The organism is Paenibacillus sp. G34, assembly GCF_056856875.1.
Window position 1 is genome coordinate 3,439,679 of the sequence record NZ_CM166469.1, and the last position, 20,062, is coordinate 3,459,740.

The window sequence follows — 20,062 nt, forward strand, 5'->3', positions numbered from 1 at the left end:
TTGATAAAGGTTGTACGACCAACTGAGATCCCTAAAACTTTGATAAAAGAGCATGCTCCAGGAGGTAGACTAGAAAAGGCAATTAAGGCCTATTCAGATTACTTTGCAACTCTTGGAGAAGATGGTGGAGAGAAGGACAAATATAAAAAGATACATGAGTTTCTTAAATATGATGAACTTGATGTTAAACAAAAGCTAACTGAGATGTTTCATGATAAATGCGCCTACTGTGAGTCATTTTATTCAGTTACTGGTCTCTTGGAAATTGAGCATTTTAGACCAAAGGCTCAAGTACAGCAAGCTAGATCAGTCCCCAATTCACGAACGGGTTATTACTGGCTTGCTTGGGATTGGAACAACTTACTTCCTTCGTGCCATAACTGTAACTGTGCAATGTATCATTATGTTGTTGGAGGTGAAAACCCCGAAGTTCTTGTTCTAAGAGGAAAAGGGAATTTATTTCCGTTGTTAGTCGAGGATACAAGAATAATACATCATGAGAATAAAGATTCTTTGAGTACTGAAATACCACTTCTTCTAAATCCATGCGAGGATGACCCTCAAAAATATCTTGAGTTTTCTAATGATGGTCATATTTATCCTAAAGAAAATAAAGATGAGCATGATTATAAAAAGGGGTACTGGTCTATTGTTACATACGGCTTGGACAGAAGAGCGCTTTTCGTAGATCGAAACCTCACAGCGAATTACATTGTTAAGCAGATCGGAAGAGTTAGAAGATGTATGACTAAATGGGTGATTGACCCTAATAATCAAAGTTTAGCTGAGGAATTGAAACAGGAGAGGGACGACCTATTCGATTATATGAAGCCTGAGCGTAAGTATTCTCTGATGGCATCACAAATAATCCACCGTTTTTGCATAGAGGTAGGACTTGATTGTCCTTGTTGCGTGACATTGAGTGATGTTAAAGCTTCATTGCATTCAGAGTAATTTCACTTACTCTAACTGAAGGCTAGACCTTCTAGGGTAATCAATTCATGTTGAACGACAAGAACATGTGCCCATTAAAGTAGTCGTGGCGCAGAAACATTTCAAATTCCTCAGATTCGCGCTGGGGAAGAACAGAAATGGTGTATATGTACGCGTCCATCGTCAATCCCTGGCGAAGGCAAAGAAGAAGCTGAAAGAACTAACGAATCGAAGCCAAGGCAGGAGCGCGCGGCAAGTCATGGAGAACGTGAAAGTCTACATTCGGGGATGGATCGGCTATTTCTACGTAGCGGACATGAAGCGAATGCTGCAAAGCTGGAATGAATGGCTACGAAGACGCTGCGGAAGCTGGGGACACCGGAATGGCAGGCCTACCAATGTTATAAAATCAAATTTTTGAATCAGTTATAGACTGATTGCTTATTTATTAACCATTGTCGGGGGACAAGAACATGTTCCCATTAAAGTCGCTATTTTAGCGGCTTTTTTATTTTATCGGTACAAGTTCTTGTCCCGAGCTAAGGACAAGAACTTGTACCGATTGCCGGAATGGACAAGAACATCGTCCTATTGCCGATTAGATGAATATCTAAACAATGCACGCATGGACTTAAAACCTTTTTTAGCACCATAATACATGAAAATGTTCACATTGTTATGGACAACTGACAAATTAAGAGGGGAGCAATACGCTTGGCTAGGTATTAAAATCGGACTGAAACTAGCTGCTGAGGACAAGAACTTGTACCGATTACCGAAATGGACAAGAACATAGTCCGATTGCCGATTAGGTGTATATCTAAATAATCAGCATATGCACTTATTTGGGAACAACTATAAACAAGAGATATATTCGGGCGGACAACCAACTAACAGTATTGAGCCTAATCCGTTAAAAACAACTATTCAGAATACCTGATAAAAATAATTGAATAAAATTTTGCTAACCGTATTCTGAAGTAAATATTATATAATTATTTCAAGAGATCTGAAAAATTTCAACATAGAAAGAAGGTTTTTTTATGCGGTATAAAACAGTAGTGTCAACCATAGGACGTGGTAATAAGTTGAGTCGTTGTACGGACAGCAAAGGTAATAAATTAAGCCAAGCAAAGATTATTGATAGTTGGAGATTGTCTTATCAGGAGAGAGTTTCTCGAAGCGAGGGTGAGATTGGCTTACGTCCCCCCCAATTTGGGGCTCTATCGGCAATTCGTGCACATTGGGTAACATCATCAAATTCTCCAGCAACAATAGTTCTGCCTACGGGTACAGGAAAGTCCGAAACAATGTATGCAACAATTATTTCTGAAAGAATTGCTTCAACATTAATCATAGTGCCTTCTAATCTCTTAAGAGAACAAATTTTTGAAGGAGCGCGTCATTTTGGAATACTACCCAAATTAGATATGATCTCTAATGAGTCTATTTATCCAACTACTTTCCTTTATAAATCGAAAGTTGAAGCTACAGATGAAAAAGCTCTGATTGCTGCACTTCAGGAAGCGAACATAGTTATTTCTACACCAGGTATGATAAAAAAAATGCCTTCATCTGTTTGGAAGAAATTTATTCAAAAATTAGAAGTGGTAATCTTTGATGAAGCACACCATCTTGCATCTCCGGATTGGGGAGCGGTGAAAGAAATGGTTTTAGGAAAGAAAATCTTACAATTTACTGCAACACCTTTTAGGAATGATGGAAAAAAAGTGGATGGTAAGATAATATTCAATTACGGTCTGGCAATGGCGCAAAAAGCTGGATATTTCAAGCCAATTGAGTTTTATCCAATTCAAGAATTTGACGAACAAAAGTCTGATGAAGAGATCGCAAAAATCGCAATCCAACAATTAAAAGAAGACATGGACAAAGGATTGGAGCATGTTCTTCTGGCACGAGCGAAGAGTCGTAAACGTGCCGATGAGTTATATAAAAAAGTATATTCTCAGTATACAGAATACAACCCTGTTGTAATTCACACTGGTATTGCTTCTACCCAGAGAAATAAATATTTACAAGAAGTTAAGAATGGTAATGCAAAGATTGTCGTATGTGTAGACATGTTTGGTGAAGGTATCGATATTCCAACATTAAAAATTGCAGCAATCCATGATAAATATAAGTCACTTCCAATTACACTTCAATTTATTGGACGATTTGCTCGAACAAGTGGTAATAATTTAGGAAACGCGAAGCTCATAACAAATGTGGCAATGGATGATTTAAAGGACTCAATAGAAGAGTTATATCGTCAAGATTCTGATTGGAATTCGCTCCTCAATATACATTCACATCAAGCTATTAATAAAGAACTTGAACTTAGTGAGTTTATTGGAAAGTTTGAAAAAGGTCATGTTACGGATATAGATATATCACAACTCAAGATGAAAATAAGTACCCGAATGTTTCGGTGTCCTACGGAAAGAACTTTTGTAGACGCTTGGAAACTGGTCTTGGATCCAGATAGAACTACATCAATGATAAATGAAGAGGATTCTGTTTACATTTTCATCGAGGAAATTGAAACAAAAGTAGTGTGGTCTGATCAAAAGGATATAATGCAGTATGATTATGATTTTTTTGTTTTATTTTTGGACAAAGAGAATGGAATAATACATATAAACGAAACTGATACAGGAAAGGGGAATCGACTCATTGAAAGTATGTTTCCACAAGCCACAGCAATTAAGGGTGATTTAGTTTATCGGAGCTTGAATGAGATAAATAGGTTAATGATTGGCACCTTAGGATTGAAACAACAACCAAGTGGAAGGATTAGTTTTAGAATGTTTGCGGGTACCGATATTAAGTCTGGAATTAGTGAAGCAATCGTGTCAAATTCAACTAAATCTAATTTATTCGGTTATGGTTATCAAGGTGGAGAACGCATAAGTATTGGTTGTTCGTATAGAGGGAAAGTTTGGATGCGCTGGGTGGAACGTATAAACTTTTGGACAGAGTGGTGTCAGGATATAGGAAAAAAAGTGCTGGATGATACTATTGATACAAATAGCATTCTAGATAATTCACTCACTTTAGAAGTGATACAGGACTTCCCAGAAGGTGTTCCTTATAAAATACTACTACCAGAAACGATTGAAACGTCTAATAGTTACACGAAACAGTTGTATATTACTAAAGAAGAAAAGGCATACCCGTTCTATCAATCGGAATTAAGCAACCCTAGTTTGGTTGATGGAAATCTTCGATTTGAATTCTTGATAAATGAAAGAAAATTTATATTTGAACAAATTATTAATGACTCATCTTATAGATTTAATCAAATTGAAGGTGATAAGCTTATAGTAAAATTAGGTAAAAAATCAGTTCAAATGATCGATTTCTTATATGAGTATTCCCCAGAAATATCTTTTATTCAGCATGATGGAACTGTAGTTGTAGTTCAGGAGAATCTAAAAACAGTGATCAAACCAAAAAGTGGTATTAAGTTATCTTCAGATGTTCTTATTGCTGTTAACTGGCCTGATCTTGGAGTCAATATTAAATCCGAATCACAAGGGCGAGGAAGAAAGATTGATTCTATACAGTACGCTACGATACATCATATTGTAGATCAAAGTTCAGACATAATTTTTGACGATGATGGATCAGGGGAAATTGCTGATATTGTTTCTGTTAAAATTGATATGAAGCATAAAAAAATTAGATTTCATCTTTATCATTGTAAGTATTCACACGGAGAGCATCCGGGTTCTCGTGTCTCAGATCTATATGAAGTTTGTGGCCAAGCTGAAAAATCAATTATGTGGAATGATAATGTATTAGAAATAATACAAAGAATGATTGAAAGGGAAAATTCGAGACAGAAGAGCTATGGTGAAACACGATTCGAAAAAGGTAACTTACAAACTTTAAATATGTTAAAAAAGATGGTGAGAGCTGGTTATGAAACAGAATTTGAAATTTCTATTGTCCAACCAGGGGTATCAATATTAGATATCACAAACTCTATGAAACAAATTATCCTAGCAACAGATACTTATTTAAAAGATACGTTTGGTTTACGTTTGACATGCTTTTTTAGTAATTAGTTGGATATTTGCGGCTTACAACGACATAAAAAAAGAGCGTACAACTGTAAGGAGTTGTACGCTTTTTAGGTTTAGGACAAGCTGGATTTAGATGGCTTAATAAGCCAAATCCTTAATCCTTTCTAAATTAGAAAAAATCTATAACTTGCGAAATAAATGCAATCTCTAAAAGTATCAACATTCAAAACTGTCTCTCCAATATAAGGAGTAATAAAAATTGGAGGTATAAACATAGCTTATAAGAATCAATGCAAAATCTATACTACCCTTTCTTAGTATAATTCTCTTATTCTGTGCGTGCTCAGAGAAAGCAAGTGGTAGTCTCCATGTTGAACTTTCCGTAAAAGAAGATTTCTATAAGGATAACCGACTCCTTTTCACTGGCACCACTAATTTTCAGCACATAACAAGGTCACCAGAATGTATACCATCGGGTTACATAACGGGTTGCATCAATTTAGGTTATTGAATAGTTGTACTTTTAATAATCGTGGACTTCTAGGTAATTGCTCAAGTGATAAAAGACTATTGCGCTTCATATATTCAATTAAGTACTCTCACTCTGGGAACTTAATTGTTTTAGTCCTCCGACAGAAAAGGTGTCGGAGGACTAAAACTTGGTTGTATTTACGATTTGACGACTATCTTAACCTTCATAAATACAAAACTTACTGCATATCCACTGTAGTTTGCACCTGCGCTACTTTCCGATTCTGAACCTCTTTTAGAACGGTACTTCCAAGGTAGAGCGCAATCATACCTGAAAGGAAAAAGAGTATAGCAACAGCGGAAGATGGGAGCAAATCGATTAAGAAGATCCCTAAGGAACCAATAAGCATGCTACCTTTGAGAGCGATTTTGTTCATAGCAAGATATGAGCTTCTCAGTTCATCGGGGGCTAAATCTCCAAGATATGACTCATAGGTAGGGACGAAAATAACTTCTCCGATGACAGCCAATGCCATTGCTAAAATAAGTACCCATGGCTGATTTGAGTAGGCAATGATTGAATATCCAGCCACATAAAAGAGGGCGCCGGAATAATAAGTTCCTTTCTCACTTAGCCTTTTAATCAAACTAGCAGTAATAAAGGAAAATACAATGACCAAAATGGTATTTTCCACTCGAAGATAGCCAAACATTTCAATACTTCCTAATGACATATCAAAAGGAAATAGATTGAACTGATCAATCCCTCTTTCGAATCGAATCGCAATGTAGTTGCTAAAATGACTCTCCATAGAGAACAGGATCATCGTTGACAAAATAAAGATCATAAAAATACGATCCTTTAGTACAAGTCTATAGCTTTTAAACAGGTCACTAAAGCGCTCAGATAAACTCATTTTAACCGTAGAATCGTTCCGCGAAGGAACGTATGTTTCATCAATCATGAAAATTGTGATTAAAAGTGACGCCAACGAGGATATAAACAAAATGATAAACAGTACAGATAAATACTGGTTAAAGAAGAGGGTACCAATTAAACTACCGAGTGCCATTGACAGATTAGAAATCCAGTATAAGAAGCCATACATAGCCCTACGCTCCTTATTTTCTGTCACGTCAAGCAGCATAGCTTCAGATGCTGGCGAATACAATCCTGAACATAGATTGTATAAGATAAACCCTAATGCTGTTACATATGGAGAGGAGTACCAAGGTGAATTTGTGAGCATCATGAGGAAGAAGACAGTAGCCTTCAGTCCTTCTGAGATAACCATTAATTTCTTTCTACCTATTACGTCTGCGTAATAGCCACCAATAATGTTTGCCAAGAAGTTAATAATAACTCCAATGGATATAGTTAAACTGGCTGTACTTACGGTGGTGTTCTTGACCAAATAAATAGACATAAAGGGAAAGATCATATTAGACGCAAATGAACTAATGAAAATCAATAATATTCTTAGTTGAACAATTTTGTGGAAGCTTTTAAATTCTTTCAGCATATACTAGCCCCTCTCACAAGCTCCTCCTCACTTTTCCAAGATAAATGTTTTTCGAACCATGTACTTACCAAGTCAAGGCGCTCTTTAATTTGTCCTTCACTTTCCCCCTTGACTAAAACCATAGCCACATAGGAAGAACTAGCGATTGCTTTATCAAATTTTGTTCCAACTTTATCTTTCTTTATGAAACTTTCAACTACCCATTCAAAAGGTAGATCTCCATCAATGGCATATAAGATTCCTTCTTCAGGAGGAATAACACAAAAGCCAACTAATTCATTTTTATTTGGATCATAACAAATAGATCCATTGCACTGTGAACGTATTGATTCTTTTAAAATATTTATTCCAGTTGCAAATTCGATAGCTTCTACAATTAACCCACCTCCGACTCTGCATGCAATTTCACAAAATACCAATTCATCATGAAATGTATGGAAGATTTCAGCATGGAAAGAAATAGCATGATCTGGTGTTGGCATTACATTTAATATTGTGTGAACCGCTTCATTTAATCGCTCGTACATCACATGATCCTGCGAAAGGAGGACTGAACCTAAATAATTCCCTTCACGATAAGCTAAACATCCATGAACATATTTAGAGGGACGGGACAACAATAGTGATCCATTTCGATACAGCCCATCAATGTGATACATCTCACCAGCTACATGAACCTCAGCCTCAAGATTAGATTCTAAGCCATGCTCAAGCATTTCTGTTAATTCTGCTTTGTCATGAATGATACGAACCCCCATAGAACCTGCATTATCAATGGGTTTGATTACAAACGGATATCCATTGTTTTTCTCAAAGTCAAGGACATCATATAGATGGTTTATTTTGATAAAACGGGGAACCTGGATAGAATTTTTCACTATGGTTTTCATAAGGACTTTGTCACGAAAAGCTAGAGCACTATCGACACTCTGACCCTGCAGTCCAAGGTATTCCCTTAATTGGGCAGCTTTTAGCAAGTCGAATTCTTGTGTAGCAATTATATAATCAATTTCCTTGGCTTCATGTAATTCAACAATATGCCTGTATATATTTTCATTTTGATCAAAATCATTGAAGCCTGCTTTGTGAGTGAAAAATTCAGAAAACCCAGATACATGTTCGGGTTTTGTAATCATTATAAATTCCCCGTCTATATCTTTCAGCCATTCTTCGTAATTAACACTATTTGGGGAAAAACGATTAATAATTACAGTCCTCATAAGAGCCACTCCTTTAAGTATGTATCTGTTTTAATTGATTTCTAGCATGTGCACTTAGGTTTGAGTTGATCTAAACCTTTTTTGATATCAGAGGGAAAAGTATCGATGAGTTCATTGAAATACTCAAATTCCTCGGTGAGGGAATAGTGAACCCATTGTCCTCGTTTATTCTCTTTTACCAAGCCGCCATCTTTTAGCTTTCGCATATGCTGACTGATATTTGACTGGCTTGTTTGCAGAAAATCAACAATTTCACAAACACATAATTCCTTCTCCCTGAGTAAGCAGAGGATTGTTAACCGATTTTTATCACCCATTAACTTGAATATATTGGCTGTTTTTTCAATTGAAAGCAGAATGCTCACCACCATTTTTCAATATTTTGGAATTAGTTTGATTTTCCCTATTGACAATACCACTATTTCCCAATCATTATATAATCAAGTGATTAAACAGTAAAGTGCATAGATAATATTTTTTCCCATTTTATTTTCCAGTGTTTATCATTTCCTCATAATCAACCCTAATACAGCGAGATTCCACTCGAAGAGCTTCAAATTTCACTGATTCTGTTTAGCTGGTTACAATTTGGCACATTGCTTATTTCATTCGAAATAGGCTTGGAGCATATAGCATTTTGCAAACAGGAGGGAAAGATGTGATTAGTATATTACTTGTTTCGAATTTTGAGGGTGGCTTCCAGCCTATGACTGTTGCTTCTGGAGCTGCCAGTTTACTAGAAGCAGGGTTCGATGTAGCAGTATTGGACACATATGTGGATGGTATTAAATCTGAGTTATTTGAGGCTCCGGAGCTTGTTGCCATCTCAATTCCTCTTTTCGATGCACTTCTTCCAGGGATTGAAATAGCAAGGCAGGTTCGCGAAGCTAATCCTAAAGCGCATATCACTTTCTTTGGACAATATGCAACAATTAATGCGATGCGGCTAGTTGGAAAGTATAGTGATACATGTGTTGTTGGAGAATGGGAAGAACCATTGGTCGCATTGGCAAAATATCTGTCTGGAGATCAACAATCAGAACTACCAGGCATTATAAATGCAATGCATGTAGCAGAAAATCAACGTATTCATCCGTATATATCAAGAAATCACTTTCGTTTGCCTGCAAGACATTTGTTACCCCCTTTGTTTAAGTACCCCCAAGTACAAATTGACAAATTATGTGACGCAAAACAAATCGTCGGTTCAACTGAAATTGCAAGAGGATGTCACCATAAATGTTTATATTGCTCTGTTTACGCTGCGTATGATGGCAAAGTCATTATGGTACCGGAAGATATTGTTATTCAGGATGTCCGTGTGCTTGTGGAGGGCGGAATGACGCACTTAACTTTTGTTGATGCAGATTTCTTTAATTCCAAACGGTTTGGTTTGACTGTATTGCGTCGGCTACATACCGAATTCCCAACACTAACTTATGACTTCACTACACGTGTTGATCATATTCTGGAAAACAAAGAAACTTTAAGAGAAATGGCAAACTTGAATGTGAATTTTATTACTTCCGCCTTAGAGTTCCCAACCCAAGAAGTTCTTGATGCGGTAGCAAAACAGACTTCCTTGGAAGATATTGAAGATGCAGTAGCCTTTTTATACGAAATAGGAATTAAACTAAACCCAACTTTTATTATGTATAACCCCTGGGTCAAATTAGAGGAATTAGCTACATTCAGAGCTTTTGTGGAGAAAAACGAGTTAGAACAAATTATCGATCCTATTCAATATGAAACAAGGTTGCATTTATACAAGGGTTCCCCGTTACTTCACACCGCCTCTATACAAGCGTTAGAGCTAATTGAACATGAATTTCACGTTGAATGGAAGCATCCTGATCCTAGAGTGGACGAACTATATGCTGCTAGTCTTACACCAGTGGAAGAGGGAATATTTAAGCGGTGTTGCTTGAAATGCTAATTCATATAACTAAGGAGTGTTGAGCATGATCGCACTAGTACCAGAATTGAAAGATAAATTGTTGGAGTTCACAAATACTGCTTTGTCAGGCGATGTTTTATCTGAACGTGAACGCGCACTGGCCATCTTGGGTGCTGCCTTCATCATTGGTGACATTGAGGTAGTTAAAAGGGCTGTAGTATCAGCAAAACAACAGGGTCTCTGTAACGAGGAGATTGGTCAAGCACATGCAATTGCTATAGCGATGCGTGCTCAGCAAGTAGCTAACATAGACCTCTTTACGGCAAATCAGAATAGAGGTACAGCAAACCTGGATTCAAAATGTTGTAACTAAATTTAATATCGTTAGAAAGAAGGCGGAACTATGAGTTTTTCTCCTTTAGAGCGTTTAGAAAGAACAGCATTAAGCATTGCCTCCAAGAATGGTGCAGAACTTGATCTCACCAATTCTTCTCTTTCAATTGAATTACAACGTTCTATCACGGAGCGATTGACTGTTAACGATTCAAATATCGTTGTGGTTGGACCTTCCGACCCAAGTTTAATACAGCGTATCGTAGAAAGCGTAGGAACACACGGACGGATAACTGTAAATGAACCTAATTATTCAGCGGAGAATTGTAATGTCTTGAGTTCTGGATATGGCGATTTTAGAACAAAAGCAGAGTTCATTAATAATTATCTTTCAACAAATACACTTTCTGATGTTGACGCTTATCAGCAATTTGAGCAAGTACTCTCTGAACAGCGTTCGAAAGAACCTGTTATACAGGATAACACTGTCGATACCGTGTTCTTAGATGACACACTCAATCTAAGCTTGAAGGATAAAGGTCAAGAAATACTGTCTGAGACATTCAGAGTGCTCCGCCGCGGCGGAAAACTTGTACTGACAATTGTACTAACAGATGAGACCCTAAGCCAGAACGAAATTCACTTAACAACTAAGAATCATCACATTATTTTCATTCCACAGGAAACAGAAATTTTAAAGATGTTAGAAGCAACAGGATTCTATGGGATGTCCATTGTATGGAGAGAAACCTTGCCCTACAAAGTTGTGGCTGGAAGTGAACTCCGACGGTTTGTAATTGAAGCCTATAAAGGAAAACAAGGAGTTTGTCTTGATCAAGGGCATGCAGTTATTTATAAGGGACCCTGGAGTGAAGTGGTGGATGATGACGGACACCGCTTTCCTCGCGGAGAACGAATGGCCGTTTGTGCCAAAACATATGAAATTATGACCAAAGCGCCTTACAGCGAGCACTTTATTGGTGTTCTACCTTATCTAGAGATTCCTCTGGATCAAGCGCCCTTATTCGATTGTAATACCCCACTAGTCAGGGAGCCTGCTGTGACTAAGGGTATAAAAAGTGTTTTTGATACAGCAGGAGGTAGCTGCGATCCTTCAACAGGATGCTGCTAGATCAATTGCATTGCACCTCGTTTATGGAGAAAACATTTATTTTAATTTAGTGTTATAACAGGAGGGAATTATATGTCAAGCCAACAAACAGTCGGTAATAATTGCTGCTCAGAAGGCCCCGCACCACTTACTATTGCTAGCCAAACCGTTCGGGACTTTTATAATTCGGTAGCCGAAGAGGAAGGATTGTATCCTTCAGGCACGGATAAGTTCTCGCCATCAGGGCCCACAGAGATGATTATTGAGCTTGTTAAGTATCATGGGAAAAAGCGGATTTTAGATATTGGATGTGGAATGGGAACGACTCTGTTACAGCTAGTTCGTGAGTTTGATGAAGGCTCTCAATTCATTGGTGTTGATTTCAGTGACAAGATGGTTGAACGTGCTCGTGAAAAGAGCGCCGATTTGCCAAAAGATCTTCACAAAAAAGTGGGGTTCTTCGTCTCAGATTCACAGGCACTGCCTTACATGGATGAACAATTCGATCTGATCTACAGTGAATGTGTGTTTAATCTAATCCCAGATCGTGAGAAAGCAATGCAGGAAGTTGAGCGGTTACTCTCACCAGGAGGTATCTTTATCTACACTGATTTTGTCTCATTTGTGCCAGTACCCCAAAAAATTAGAGACAATCTGAATTTCATAAGTGGATGCCGTGCAGGGAGTATTCTCTTAAGCGAAAACATTAGCTATATGGAATCACATTCCTTCCAGCATCTTCAAATTCATAATTTTACTGAAGATAAGAATAAGCGCTATGCTGATCTAATGTCTTCGAGTGAAGAATATAAGAAAGACTACGAACAATTTGTCAATGAAGCACCTGAAGCCGTTGAGTTTCTGGAAGATAAAGTTGGATATTATCTGATTTATGGTGTTAAGGCTCAACCATAACCTGTTTGCCAGAAGAAACGTTCTAACAAAACAGGTATAACATCTCCAACCGGAGTTGGAGAATTATTCTCTAACTCCGGTTACTTGGATGAAGGAGGAAAGCCATTGGCTATTCTAATTCTAAATCGTAACTTGCATTCGTTCACACCTTATGAGGAATGGCTCGATTCAAATGAATTGGTGATGCTCACTTCATCCGATTCGTATGATAGTTTCCTACCTGTTAACGATCGTTACGATTATATAGAAAGCTTTAATCGATTTGGTGCTAATGGAAATGTTGAGCGTAGAGCCATGGAGTTACATAGTCACTACCGCTTCTCAGCCATTATCGCGGTTGCAGAATATGATCTTATAAGAGCAGCGGAACTTCGAGAAGCACTCGGAATAGAAGGACAGAATCTAGAAAGTGCTACTGCCTATAGGAACAAGTACATCATGAAGCAAATAGTAAAAGAATCGGGTGTGAAAGTACCTGCTTTTGCGAGGGTTCGGACCAATATGGATTTGATTCATTTTGCCTCAACGCACTCTTTACCTCTTGTAGTTAAGGTAGTAGATGGTTCAGGGGCTGAGGGTGTAAGCATCATTAGAGATAATACCGACCTTATAGAAAGACTACAAAAAGGCTTTCAAGGCGAATGGATTGTTGAGGAATTCGTTCCAGGAGTTGTTTATCATGTAGATGGTCTTTATCAAGACGGAAGAATAATATTTTCCTGGCCATCTGTTTACATCAATGACTGCTTGGCTTATATCGATGGGAGTCCTTCGGGAAGTTATATATTGGAAGTTGGTAATACTTTAGTAGCACGATTACAACAGGTTGTTCAGCAAAGCATTGATGCACTTCCTTCACCAAGGATCATGGCTTTTCATGCAGAAATTTTCCATACGCCGAATGATGAATTGGTATTTTGTGAAATTGCAAGTCGGGTAGGTGGCTCAAAAATTGGAGATATGATTAACAGCGCCTTTGATTTTAATCTAATGGAATCGTGGCTCCGTCTTCAATGTCAACTCAATCTCAATAGATCCGTTCCAGATAAGCCTGTGAATATTGTTGGTAATGTTCTTGTTCATCCGAAAAAAGGGATGTTTATACAGGCACCAAAAGTTCCGATTCCGTTCAAAGCTATCGAATATGAAATCTTGGCTGAACCTGGACAGTCCTTTGATTATGGTAACCATTGTAACGATTGCTTAGCATCATTTGTTATAGAAGGGGATAGCGAAGAAGAGACACGTCTAAAACTGCAGGAATGTGTTGAATGGTTTACTTCCAACATGGTCTGGGATAGTAGTTTGTTTTTCTAGGCTTGTGCAATTCATATAAGATTGGAGGACAGATAATGAAATACAAATTACAGTCTGTGGTGACAGGGGAGGACCTGTATTCGTTAATTTATAAATGCCTGCAAGAAGATGTGCACTGGCTACCTGTCTATCCAGGACAAAATAAACATCCGTTGTCATCCATTGGGAGTAAGTCATATGAATCGGTACCTGATCAAAAGAGAAGCACCTCCCTAGACGCAGTTCATGTACAGAAACTGATCGAACTGTATAACGGAAGCTTGACTGGAAATGAAACAGATGCCGTAGTTGTATTTATAACATATACAGATATCTGTAGCGAAGAAACGCTGTTGTCATTATTATATGCAATCGTATACAGAAAAAGGTTCTTGTATTTAGCTGATTATAATCAGCTAACATCATTATTACTCCGGAATGAACTTCAATCGGTATTCCTCATCTTGCCATATACCGCAATGGACTTTAGCTTTACGTACAGAATAGAAGAGTTGAACAAGTTTGTTGGATTCCTTCCTTATACGGATAAAGACTCCATATTGAATTACTTATTTAATAGAATCATTTTAGATTCTAAGATAAAAGCTGAGGCCGTATACCTTCTTTTAAATCGCATTCAAACAAAGAATGACTGTGAAGCGCAACATGTATTTAACGACGGCTTGGCATACTATTTTCCGAAAGGACAGTGCGATCTAACTCATTTGGAACACTTGATGACCTCCTCAACAAATGTAGTTGAGCTTAACTACATCGCTCATTCCAGAGAATGTTCAGTTGTGATGGATGACTTTCTATTTTGTGGATATGAGAATGCCTCCAAGCAAACTTTCAATGATCGCCATCATTTTTTACCGAGCTGTTATTACAACGGAGAATTGTGCTACACCAGCAATCGAAAAAGATTAAGTACTACAACCCTTCATGCGAAGGTTCTATTTCTGAATGGTTGCAATATTGGAGACTTGGATAGCAGTTGTATTCCCTATGATTTTACTGTTATTAAACATTTAATTGAGGGAAACTCTCTCAGTATTACCACATCACCAAGTATTAAAACTGGGGATGTGGTGGAGAACATTCTGGCACATAATCTATTAAAGTATGGATTTTCAGAAGGGGAGAAAGTCTATTATTTAAATAAGTTTCTCCTTAGGACAGGAATTGAAAATAATTTGTATTACCAAATAGGAGATCCATCATTCAGTTATGAAATGTTAAAGCCGATAACCGCTCATATTGATTTTAAGAACATGCAAAACTTAGATTTACAGATCACTGGATTTCAAAATGAAACCTTTTTTGAAGTGAAGATCATGAATCTCCCTGAAGGTTCGGATATTCATATTAATCAGTGCAAATTGTATTTTGAGAATGGAAATGCAGACAGGAAATCAGTTATTTATTATCACATAGCAGACTCACCTACTGAAAATGAAAAGGTCTGTATGTTTTTTTCTAAAAATCCCTTTGAGGCTGTATCAATGAATGTCATCTTCACTTTTGATGATCCAATCATAAGGCAATTAAAGTCTATCCAGGAATATAATTTGAATTTGGAATTTTTAAAAGATATTTCAAAAATTCCTAGCCATCTTAAAGGTAGATTAGAAGATCTTCAAAATCAATATATCCATATTCATCAAGCCTCGAAAGAATACAAATTCAACATTCTGACAAGAACAAAGATGCTTGAAACTATACGTAATATGGAAGAAAAACACAAAAAACTCAGTAAAGAACTGTTTAATACAATAAAATCATATACCGAAAAACATTCAGACAGTTTTTTTGAGACCATCAGTGAGAAAAGAAAAGAAACTGAACCCATACAATTTAAAACGGTTTGTCGGGAATGCGGAAAGATAACAGGAGAATTTTCATACACACTTTTTACATATGCTGAACCCGTGCGAAGAACAAGTTTCAAATGTATGCAGTGCGGCGGCATTTCTGATGTCGCGGATACCAGTATTCAGTTTACGGGCCGTAGTGACATCCGATTCGAATCGGTTGGATGGAATGATGTGATTTACTCCATAGAAAATCACAATGATTTTCCTGTTGATCTAACTGCTGCTGTAATTTGTATTGATACTAAAGAGTTGGACATCGAACTTGAGCAGCCGGAATTTACGATTGAACCACACCAAAAAATCGACCTTAAAGTAAGGATAACACCCAACAATTTATTGCAACGTGGCTATTATTTATTCTCATTTTATTTCATGGGGAACACACGATTTTACTATTTTTCTAAGATGATTGGTTATGTGAGTTCGAACAACGGGATCCATTAAATACTATTCGTAAGGATGAAAGGGGAAGCAGTATGTTGAAGAAAAAACTTTTGGCCGAATTCATAGGTACCTACTTTTTGGTTTTTGCTGGAACAGGAGCTATTGTAATTAATAGCATTACAAATAGCTTGACACATGCTGGTATTGCTATAACCTTTGGTTTGGTTGTAATGGCTCTAATATACACTTTTGGGCACATTTCAGGAGCACATTTTAATCCTGCAGTGACACTCGGATTTTTGTTTCGAAAGGATATTTCAATTGGGGAAAGTTTCTCTTATGTTCTGACTCAGTGCATTTCTGCTCTCGCTGCGAGTGGCACATTATATCTCTTATTCGGCAACATTGCTAATTTAGGAGCCACTTTACCCCGGTCTAGTGATGGACAATCCTTTACTCTGGAATTTATACTAACCTTTGTGCTTATGATGGTGATTCTAGGATCTGCGGTTCATGGTAAAGCGGTGAAAGGTTTTGCCGGCTTAGCGATAGGAGGAACGGTGGGATTAATGGCGATGTTTGCAGGCCCGATATGCGGAGCTTCTATGAATCCGGCACGTTCCTTAGGCCCAGCAATCATATCCGGAAATCTTCATCATCTCTGGATATACATATTAGCCACTATTCTTGGTGCAGTTGCTGCCTCAGGAGTGTATGGAATTCTTCACGAGTAGCCATATCTCCCATCAAGATATTACTACTTCGATAAATGTAACGTGAGGTATCTCGCGATACCTAGATAACTAGGAGGCGTTATAATATGTTTTTGACTCGAAATGTACAAGAACGGGATTGGGATGCGATTAAATCAATTTATGAGGAAGGCATCCAGACAGGGAATGCAACTTTTGAGACTAATGCCCCTTCAAAAGAACAATGGTTTTCCAGTCATAATCCTGAGTGTAGTATTGTTTGTTTAGATGATGAAGAGGTTGTCGGATGGGCTTCTCTGAGCTCTGTATCATCTCGCTGCGTTTACGCTGGTGTTGGAGAAGGCAGTATTTATGTAAAAGCATCGGCACGAGGGAAGGGTATTGGTCATTTACTTCTGGGTAAACTTGTTGAAAAATCAGAGGAAAACGGGTTTTGGACGATACAGGCTGGAATCTTTCCGGAGAATATGATGAGCGTATCACTACACGCTAAACATGGGTTCCGTGAAATCGGACTTAGGAAGAAGGTCGGTAAAATGAACGGAGTTTGGAGAGATGTGTTACTTATGGAGAGAAGAAGTGAGATTGTAGGGATTGATTAAAAGGAGAAGTTCTCCGTTTGCCGGTGTTGTATTATCCCCCCCAAGGTAGACAGTGATAAAAGAGACCATGTTAGAATGGTCTCAACACTGAAACCTGGAGAAGATAATACCACATAAGTAGCACATAAGCTAAATTTAAAATTAAGATACTTATAATAATTTTTCCATAGCCATCACATCTACAAATTCCCCTTCTAGAATGCCTTGATTCTGGAATACACCTACTTCTCGGTATCCAGCATTATGATATAGGCTCTGACCAAGCGTATTAAATGGAAAGGTGAAAAGCACAAACTTATAAAAGTTATTCTGCATACCGATTTGCTCTAATTTCTGAAGCAACTGTTTTCCGACCCCTTTGCCACGATGATCACGATGAATATAAATGGAGAGGTCGCCGACACCGTCGTACGCGCTTCTTGAGCTATACGAATTGATAGAGGCCCATCCGACCACTTGATCATTCTGTTCGGCTACAAGTACCGAGTAACGCCCCTGGTGCTTATTAAACCATTCAGACATGTAAGCCTCATCTTTTATAACTGTTTCTAGCGTGGCAATCCGATCTTCAATACCTTGGTTATAGATAATTAGAATGCTTCCTAGATCCACTTCGGTAGCATGCCGCAGAATTATCATGTTGATCACTCCTACGTTTTGGATTGTATATGTTTATATATCATAATGTTATTAAAAATGGGAAGGGGGACAGAAAACAAAAAAAGAATTTGCATTTTGCAAATAATGAGGGTATAAATATAACAAGAGGTGAGGTCATTGGAAAACAACGTAAGAGAGATGTTTCAGATCATGACACGGCGTTTTGGATTATTGGATAAAAATTGTTGCACCGCTGGAGGCCTGGATATTTCGCTTGTTCAAAGTCATATCATTTATGAAATTGATCGTAAGCATAATCCATCCATTCAGCAAGTGGCAGACGCACTCTCCATTGACATCACGACGTTTAGCCGCCAGGTTCAAAGTCTCGTAAAGTTGGGTTTGGTTCAAAAAACACCCTTACCTGAAGATCGACGGATTTACATACTATCCTTGACTACACAAGGTAAGTTTGTTGCTACGGTCATTGATGAGCAGATGAATGATTATTTAAAAGAAGTCTTTTCGCATATGTCTGAGTTTGAACGGGATATGGTCATCAACGCCCTCAAACTGCTAAACGAAAGTATGGCGAAATCCAGCGTATGCTGTACACCAATGGGATAATGTTTATCCCATTTATTTAATAAAATACTTGCAAAATGCAAATAATTGTGAGGAGGAAACGAAATGATTAAAAATATCCCTGTGAACCAAGTGAGCTGCTGCGAAGCACCATTACAAGAGAAGGGCAAATTACCTGTTGCGATCATTGGAGCTGGGCCGGTTGGTCTTGCTGCAGCCGCACAACTCATTTCAAAAGGTGAGTCGTTTATGTTGTTTGAAGCTGGAGATGAAGTGGGGGCAAACATTCGAAAATGGGAACATGTACGACTATTTTCGCCATGGAAGTATAACATCGATAAAGCTGCTAAAGAGTTGCTGCTAAAGACGAATTGGGTTGCTCCACAAAACGAAACGATTCCAACGGGTAAGGAGATTGTTGAGCATTATCTAAAACCTTTGGCTGCGCTGCATGAAATAAGTCCAAATGTATATTTGAATACGAAAGTTACTGCGATCAGTCGCAAAGGGTTAAGCAAAGTGAAAACAATTGGGCGTGAGAAGCTGCCGTTTGTGATCCATGTTGAACAAAACGGATCTTCGTTTATTTATGAAGCGCGGGCTGTTATCGATGCCTCGGGGACATGGTCCAATCCCAACCCGCTTCGATCAGACGGTATATTTTCAGAAGAGGAAAAAGCGCTTAATAGCCACATTTCATACGGTATTCCTGCGGTATTAGGAAAAGAGAGAAATCGATATAGCGGCAAGAAGGTGCTTGTTGTAGGAAGCGGACATTCTGCAATAAACACGTTGCTTGAACTTGTAGAGCTTCAAAAAGAGGAGTCGGGAACTGAGATTGTGTGGGCTGTTCGCAAAGCAAATATCGAGGATGTTTATGGCGGACCAGAACTGGATGGGCTTCAGGCAAGGGGTGAACTGGGCACTCGAATTCAAAAAGTGGTCGAATCCGGTGCCGTAAAGGTCCTAACGGCATTCCATATTGAAAAACTTCAAAAACAAAGTGAACAGATCCAGGTTTCCGGAACCATTAAAGATGAACAAGTGGTTATTGATCACATCGATGAAATTGTAGGTAACACAGGTTCTCGTCCTGACTTATCGATGCTGAGAGAAGTACGAGTATTGACGGATCCAGGCTTAGAATGTGTTTATGAGCTTGCGCCATTAATTGACCCCAATATCCACAGCTGCGGAACAGTTCGACCACATGGCGAAAAAGAACTCCGTCAACCAGAAAAGGACTTTTATATCGTAGGTACCAAAAGTTATGGAAGAGCGCCAACTTTCCTCATGGCAACGGGATATGAGCAAGTCAGATCCATTGTAGCTGCTCTAGTGGGAGATTTGGAGTTAGCACAAAAAGTAGAACTGGAACTGCCGGAGACGGGGGTTTGTAGTTTAGGTGCTAGTAGCGCAGACAACTGCTGTGAACCTGCTCAGGTGAAGGAAGCATTTTCGGATTGCTGCTCACCTTCAAAAACGGAAAATGCAGGATCAAATTTCTGCTGCGGATAATCAAGAATCCAGAGCTACTGCATCCGAATCGTGCTGCAGTAGCTTATTATAGA

The 20,062-nt window shown here is 38.3% G+C and carries 17 protein-coding genes; 13 read left to right on the top strand and 4 right to left on the bottom strand.

Annotated features, from left to right (window positions below; all coding sequences use genetic code 11):
* Nucleotides 1-39 precede the first annotated feature (39 nt).
* The 3 genes from AC1VYS_RS15500 (at nucleotide 40) to AC1VYS_RS15510 (ending at nucleotide 5,006) form a co-directional block, all read left to right on the top strand.
* Nucleotides 40-954: an HNH endonuclease family protein gene (locus AC1VYS_RS15500; protein WP_482934381.1), complete on the top strand. Its 915-nt coding sequence runs from the start codon at nucleotides 40-42 to the stop codon at nucleotides 952-954.
* Between the two features lie 85 nt (nucleotides 955-1,039).
* A complete protein-coding gene (locus AC1VYS_RS15505) occupies nucleotides 1,040-1,354 on the top strand; it encodes a group II intron maturase-specific domain-containing protein (RefSeq protein WP_482934382.1) in 315 nt (104 codons plus the stop codon).
* A 622-nt stretch (nucleotides 1,355-1,976) separates the two neighbouring features.
* Nucleotides 1,977-5,006: a DEAD/DEAH box helicase gene (locus tag AC1VYS_RS15510; RefSeq protein ID WP_482910448.1), complete on the top strand. Its 3,030-nt coding sequence runs from the start codon at nucleotides 1,977-1,979 to the stop codon at nucleotides 5,004-5,006.
* A gap of 668 nt (nucleotides 5,007-5,674) precedes the next feature.
* On the opposite strand, the gene AC1VYS_RS15515 is transcribed toward AC1VYS_RS15510, so the two are convergent.
* The 3 genes from AC1VYS_RS15515 to AC1VYS_RS15525 are packed head-to-tail and all read right to left on the bottom strand — an operon-like array spanning nucleotide 5,675 to nucleotide 8,546.
* On the bottom strand, nucleotides 5,675-6,958 hold the full coding sequence (locus AC1VYS_RS15515; RefSeq protein ID WP_482910449.1) for an MFS transporter: 1,284 nt from the start codon (nucleotides 6,956-6,958) through the stop codon (nucleotides 5,675-5,677).
* Nucleotides 6,952-8,178 carry an ATP-binding protein gene (locus tag AC1VYS_RS15520; RefSeq protein ID WP_482910450.1) on the bottom strand — a complete coding sequence of 409 codons (1,227 nt, stop codon included), beginning with the start codon at nucleotides 8,176-8,178 and terminating at the stop codon, nucleotides 6,952-6,954. Before AC1VYS_RS15520 ends, AC1VYS_RS15515 begins: the two co-directional genes overlap by 7 nt.
* Nucleotides 8,179-8,219: 41 nt before the next feature.
* Nucleotides 8,220-8,546 carry an ArsR/SmtB family transcription factor gene (locus tag AC1VYS_RS15525; protein ID WP_482910451.1) on the bottom strand — a complete coding sequence of 109 codons (327 nt, stop codon included), beginning with the start codon at nucleotides 8,544-8,546 and terminating at the stop codon, nucleotides 8,220-8,222.
* Nucleotides 8,547-8,839: 293 nt separating this feature from the next.
* Between AC1VYS_RS15525 and arsL the strand changes: the two genes are divergently transcribed.
* The 8 genes from arsL (at nucleotide 8,840) to AC1VYS_RS15565 (ending at nucleotide 17,306) form a co-directional block, all read left to right on the top strand.
* On the top strand, nucleotides 8,840-10,114 hold the full coding sequence (arsL, locus tag AC1VYS_RS15530; protein WP_482915012.1) for an arsinothricin biosynthesis radical SAM protein ArsL: 1,275 nt from the start codon (nucleotides 8,840-8,842) through the stop codon (nucleotides 10,112-10,114).
* A 25-nt stretch (nucleotides 10,115-10,139) separates the two neighbouring features.
* The gene (locus AC1VYS_RS15535) at nucleotides 10,140-10,448 is read left to right on the top strand and encodes a carboxymuconolactone decarboxylase family protein (RefSeq protein ID WP_482910452.1); all 309 of its coding nucleotides are present in this window, start codon (nucleotides 10,140-10,142) and stop codon (nucleotides 10,446-10,448) included.
* A gap of 30 nt (nucleotides 10,449-10,478) precedes the next feature.
* A complete protein-coding gene (locus AC1VYS_RS15540; RefSeq protein ID WP_482910453.1) occupies nucleotides 10,479-11,540 on the top strand; it encodes a class I SAM-dependent methyltransferase in 1,062 nt (353 codons plus the stop codon).
* A gap of 72 nt (nucleotides 11,541-11,612) precedes the next feature.
* The gene (arsM, locus tag AC1VYS_RS15545) at nucleotides 11,613-12,434 is read left to right on the top strand and encodes a putative arsinothricin biosynthesis methyltransferase ArsM (RefSeq protein ID WP_482910454.1); all 822 of its coding nucleotides are present in this window, start codon (nucleotides 11,613-11,615) and stop codon (nucleotides 12,432-12,434) included.
* A 105-nt stretch (nucleotides 12,435-12,539) separates the two neighbouring features.
* Complete coding sequence (locus tag AC1VYS_RS15550) at nucleotides 12,540-13,751, top strand: ATP-grasp domain-containing protein (protein ID WP_482910455.1); 1,212 nt, start codon at nucleotides 12,540-12,542, stop codon at nucleotides 13,749-13,751.
* Between the two features lie 35 nt (nucleotides 13,752-13,786).
* Complete coding sequence (locus AC1VYS_RS15555) at nucleotides 13,787-16,051, top strand: hypothetical protein (RefSeq protein WP_482910456.1); 2,265 nt, start codon at nucleotides 13,787-13,789, stop codon at nucleotides 16,049-16,051.
* A 32-nt stretch (nucleotides 16,052-16,083) separates the two neighbouring features.
* A complete protein-coding gene (locus AC1VYS_RS15560; protein ID WP_482910457.1) occupies nucleotides 16,084-16,725 on the top strand; it encodes an aquaporin in 642 nt (213 codons plus the stop codon).
* Between the two features lie 86 nt (nucleotides 16,726-16,811).
* A complete protein-coding gene (locus AC1VYS_RS15565) occupies nucleotides 16,812-17,306 on the top strand; it encodes a GNAT family N-acetyltransferase (RefSeq protein ID WP_482910458.1) in 495 nt (164 codons plus the stop codon).
* A gap of 150 nt (nucleotides 17,307-17,456) precedes the next feature.
* On the opposite strand, the gene AC1VYS_RS15570 is transcribed toward AC1VYS_RS15565, so the two are convergent.
* Nucleotides 17,457-17,942 (bottom strand): arsinothricin resistance N-acetyltransferase ArsN1 family A, encoded by a 486-nt coding sequence (locus AC1VYS_RS15570; RefSeq protein WP_244213816.1) that lies wholly within the window; start codon nucleotides 17,940-17,942, stop codon nucleotides 17,457-17,459.
* 162 nt (nucleotides 17,943-18,104) lie between these two features.
* On the opposite strand from AC1VYS_RS15570, the gene AC1VYS_RS15575 reads away from it, so the two are divergent.
* Entirely contained in the window at nucleotides 18,105-18,533 is a 429-nt protein-coding gene (locus AC1VYS_RS15575) for a MarR family winged helix-turn-helix transcriptional regulator (protein WP_482915013.1), read from the top strand.
* A 63-nt stretch (nucleotides 18,534-18,596) separates the two neighbouring features.
* Nucleotides 18,597-20,009: an NAD(P)-binding domain-containing protein gene (locus AC1VYS_RS15580; protein ID WP_482910459.1), complete on the top strand. Its 1,413-nt coding sequence runs from the start codon at nucleotides 18,597-18,599 to the stop codon at nucleotides 20,007-20,009.
* Nucleotides 20,010-20,062 lie beyond the last annotated feature (53 nt).